Below are 4,665 nucleotides of genomic sequence, written 5' to 3' on the forward strand. Positions count from 1 at the left end.
CCACCGAGTTTTCATCAAACGTATCGAACAAATCTTCTGGCGTTTGATTAAAATAGTTTTTGAATGTTTTTCGAACCAACGGTGCAGACAATGGCGGAACCTGAAATTGCGCCAAGGAAAATTTTTCAACATAGGCTTTGGGCATAATGTTCTTTTCCATACTCAGCATTTGAGCCACTTTTAAGGCGCTTCCTTTCAAGTTTTTTAAGCCGTCGTAAATATCTTCGGCATTACTTTCGTTTAATGCATCCTTGTTCAAATCTGGATTTACAAGTTTTCCGCTGTAATATTTCAAGTAATTACCGCCAACTTTTACACCAGTACCAACTAACTTACTGGCGCGTTTTATTTTCCCTGTGGGAATGGAATCTAGTGTTTTCATTTAGTTCATTTTATCTTTCCATAGAAATTTTCCGAAATCAACCACACTTTCCAACGGAGTATTGTCAAATACATCGAAAATTGCACGGACTGATTTTTCAATCACGACATCTGTTTTTTCAAAAGAAGGCGAGTTATCTTCCATCCAATATTTTAAAATAAAGAGAGTTTGTAACCAAGCGCCTTCCGAAAATACGGATACGGGTTGTTTTAATATTTTCAGATTTTTTTCTTCGTTTTTTTCGTTGATTAATTCTGAAGCGAATTCTTTCACCCTAATTCGAAGCCCTTTAAGCTGCGAAAGGCTCTTCATCATATCTTTGTTTTCTTTTAGGGCGAAAAGTACGTAACTACGGTTGGCGGTCAGCATTTCAAAAAATGTGAAGAAAAAAGTAAGCATCTTCTCTTGGTTGCTGAACCCTTCGAAATTTTTGTCTTTGTGTATCAGTTTTAACGAATGATCGAAAAAAGTATTCCATATTTCGTTACGCAATCCATCAAAGGAACCGAAGAAATTATAGAACTCTTGTTCAGTCATATCATTTTCCTTACTGAACTTATACACGCTTTTAGGAGTTTGCTCATTCTCTAGAACGTATTCCATATAGGCCGAAATAATACTATCACGGGTGATACTTTTCTTTTTTGAAGGTGTTTTTTTTGTTGCCATATTATATTGTTTTAACGTACAGATATACTGAGTTTTAATTCAAACAAATCTTTCCATTCAAAGATACAAACGTTTAACCTTTAATTTTTATGTTTAAACAAAAGGTTCTGTTAAAGTTTATGATTTCTTGGTAGTTATGGAATCGTGTTCCTTACATAATGACAAGCTGTCATAAATTATGGAATGGTACTTTATTTGTCTTATTTATTTCAGAAAAAAACAAAACATACATATTATGAGTAAAGGAACTATTAATGTATCGGTCGAGAATATTTTTCCGCTGATCAAAAAGTTTTTATACAGCGACCACGAGATATTTTTAAGGGAGCTTATTAGTAACGCCACAGATGCCACACTTAAATTAAAGCATCTTGCCAATATTGGGGAAGCAAACGATGTTGCTTACGGAAATCCTAAGATTGAAGTAAAAGTCGATAAGGAGAACAAGACGCTTCGCATTATTGACGAAGGGATTGGGATGACGAAAGACGAAGTTGAAAAATACATTAACCAAATTGCTTTTTCTGGCGCCGAAGAGTTTATCGAAAAGTACAAAGATAAAGACGGTGACGACACTGGAATTATAGGTCATTTCGGACTTGGATTCTATTCTTCGTTTATGGTAGCCGACAAAGTAGAAATCATTACCAAAAGTTTTAAGGACGAGCCAGCCGCACATTGGGTATGTGATGGATCGCCAAATTTCACGTTAGAAGAAGCTGATAAAGAAGTACGTGGTACAGAAATTATCCTTCATATTTCTGAAGATGAAACTGAATTTTTAGAAGAAGGTCGTATTCGTGAACTATTGGTTAAGTATAACAAGTTTATGCCTATCCCAATTAAGTTTGGTATGAAAACGGAAACCCTTCCAAAGCCAGAAGATGCTAAAGAAGATGATCCAGCGCCTACTAAAGAGGTTGAAAACATTATAAACAACCCAAATCCAGCTTGGACTAAACAACCGGTAGACTTAAAAGAAGAAGATTATAATGGCTTTTACCGAGAGTTGTACCCAATGCAATTTGAAGAACCGTTATTTCACATTCACCTAAACGTAGATTATCCGTTCAATTTGACAGGAATTTTATATTTCCCAAAGATGACGAACGATATGAACATACAGAAGGATAAAATTCAACTGTATCAAAACCAAGTGTTTGTTACCGATAATGTAGAAGGTATTGTACCCGAGTTTTTAACGATGCTTCGTGGAGTAATTGACAGCCCAGACATTCCACTAAATGTATCACGTAGTTACCTACAAGCAGACGGTGCTGTTAAGAAAATTTCTAGCTATATAACTCGCAAAGTAGCCGATAAGCTGAAAACACTTTTTAATGACAACCGGGAAGACTTTGAGCAAAAGTGGAACGACATTAAAGTTGTTATCGAATACGGAATGCTTACAGAAGACAAGTTTTTTGACAAAGCTCAAAAATTTGCATTGTACCCAACCGTAGATGGTGATTACTTTACTTTTGAAGAATTACAGGAAAAGATTAAAGAAAACCAGACAGACAAAGATGGTAAATTAGTCGTTCTGTATGCTTCAAATAAAGATGAACAGCACAGTTATATTCAGGATGCGAAAGACAAAGGCTATGAAGTGTTAATGCTTGATTCGCCAATTATTTCGCACTTGCTACAAAAACTAGAAAGCAGTAACGAAAATACAAGCTTTGTACGAGTAGATAGTGAGCCAGTTGAAAATTTAATTAAGAAGGACGAAGAGCAAATCTCTAAACTTTCAGATGAGGAGAAAGAAACGCTCAAAACCTTTTTAACAGAAACTGTACCTTCAGAAAAATTCACTGTACAATTAGAAGCAATGGACAGCAAGGGTAATCCTTTTGTAATTACCGAGCCTGAATTTATGCGAAGAATGAAAGAAATGCAGAAAACCGGTGGCGGTGGAGGCATGTTCGGTATGGGCAATATGCCAGAAATGTACAATTTAATCGTGAACACCAACCACGAATTAGTTTCTGAAATTTTAAACACCAAAACTCAGAAAAAGAAAGAGCGATTGGTTAATCAAGCGTTGGATCTTGCTAAGCTGAGCAAAAACCTTTTAAAAGGAGAAGACATGACTGCATTTATTAAACGCAGTTATGAAATGATTAAATAATAAGATTTTTCTTACATAATTATCAAAAGCCGTCTTAAATGACGGTTTTTTTGTTAAATATTTTAACTTTAAAATATTGATTTAAAATTATTTTAACGTATTTTTGGTGATATAACCAAAAATTTAACGATTATGAAAAAAATTACTTTGCTAACAATCTTATTAGCACTTTTGACTGTACCCATTGGGTATAGCCAATCTTTAAAATTATCGCCCGTTAAACAACTTGACAAACCTGTATTCATTGGTAATCCTATTAACTTTGAAGAAGGTTTAAGAGCACCCGTTACTATTACGCAAAATACAACCCAATCACTTACTAGTGCACTTGGTTGTAATGATGGGGTTTCTGTTTACGACACTTCACTTTTTAGAGCTTTTGATTTAGCAACAGACCATGGGATAGTGAATGATTTTATAGTTACTGATGTGGAGTTTGGCATTTTCTTTTTTAATGGAACTGGTCCCAAAACAGTAACTGTAAATGTTTATTCTACGCCTGGCCCATTTCCTGGAAGTGCATTAACGTTGCAAGGTTCTTCTAATAGAGTAGTGACCTCTGCAGACAACTTAACAATATTGTCACAGCCCATAAATGCAATTATTCCGTCTAATGAACTTTTAGTCTATGAGTTGTTTGTAGGTGGTCCAGATGGATCAAATTATCTAGGCTTCTTAGGTAACTCAGAAGGGCAAACAGCACCAACTTATTGGCAATCGACACCTTGTGGCGCTTCTAGCATAGTTGATTTTGGGGGTACATTTGCTGCGGTTATGAACGTGGTAGGTGAAGAAGCTATAGGTAATCCACCTATTATTGAATGTCCGACAGATTTAATGGCCGATACCGATCCAGGACAATGTAGTGCTATAGTTAATTTTGCAAATGCAATTGCTATAGACGCCGAAGATGGACTATTAACAACAACTCAAACCGGAGGACCAGCTAGTGGTTCTATGTTCCCCACAGGCGACACTGTAATAGAGTTTAGTGTAACTGATTCAGATGGAAATACTGTTGCTTGCGATTTTACCGTAACAGTGACAGACATGGAAGCCCCAGAGGCTTTGTGTCAAAACCTAACATTAGATTTAATGGGTGGGTCATCGGTTTCTATTACACCGGCTGATATTGACAATGGCTCTTCAGACAACTGTGGGATTGTAAATTACTCTTTAGATACGGACACATTTACGTGTGCCAACACAGGTGACAATACAGTAACACTAACAGTGACCGATGAATCAGGAAACTCTTCAACGTGTACCGCTACGGTTACTATTGAAGACAACACAGCGCCAGAAATCACTTGTATAGGTGAGCCTGGTATTTTTAATATTTTAGAAGAATTTGAAGGAGCCTCTATACCAAATGGCTGGACAACTGCTATCGATGCGGGTGTACACGATTGGACCTTTGGCTCTGGCGATATGCCAATTGGTGATGATTTTCCAAGCAACGCGGCGATTTTTGATGATGATG

Annotated in this window: 3 protein-coding genes and 1 pseudogene; 2 read left to right on the forward strand and 2 right to left on the reverse strand. The window is 36.4% G+C overall.

The window, feature by feature from the left end; translation table 11 throughout:
- Both AACZ92_RS16045 and AACZ92_RS16050 read right to left on the reverse strand, forming a co-directional pair.
- Positions 1-382, reverse strand: a pseudogene (locus tag AACZ92_RS16045) (AarF/ABC1/UbiB kinase family protein); the annotation flags it as partial.
- Entirely contained in the window at positions 383-1,051 is a 669-nt protein-coding gene (locus tag AACZ92_RS16050) for a TetR family transcriptional regulator C-terminal domain-containing protein (RefSeq protein WP_339703563.1), read from the reverse strand.
- A gap of 235 nt (positions 1,052-1,286) precedes the next feature.
- Here AACZ92_RS16050 and htpG point away from each other — a divergent pair, with 235 nt between their 5' ends.
- Positions 1,287-3,182 carry a molecular chaperone HtpG gene (gene htpG / locus AACZ92_RS16055; RefSeq protein ID WP_339703567.1) on the forward strand — a complete coding sequence of 632 codons (1,896 nt, stop codon included), beginning with the start codon at positions 1,287-1,289 and terminating at the stop codon, positions 3,180-3,182.
- A gap of 132 nt (positions 3,183-3,314) precedes the next feature.
- Positions 3,315-4,665 (forward strand): HYR domain-containing protein (locus AACZ92_RS16060; RefSeq protein WP_339703570.1); only part of this gene is annotated, 1,351 nt, incomplete at its 3' end.

The organism is uncultured Marixanthomonas sp., assembly GCF_963974425.1.
Taxonomy (GTDB): Bacteria; Bacteroidota; Bacteroidia; order Flavobacteriales; family Flavobacteriaceae; genus Marixanthomonas.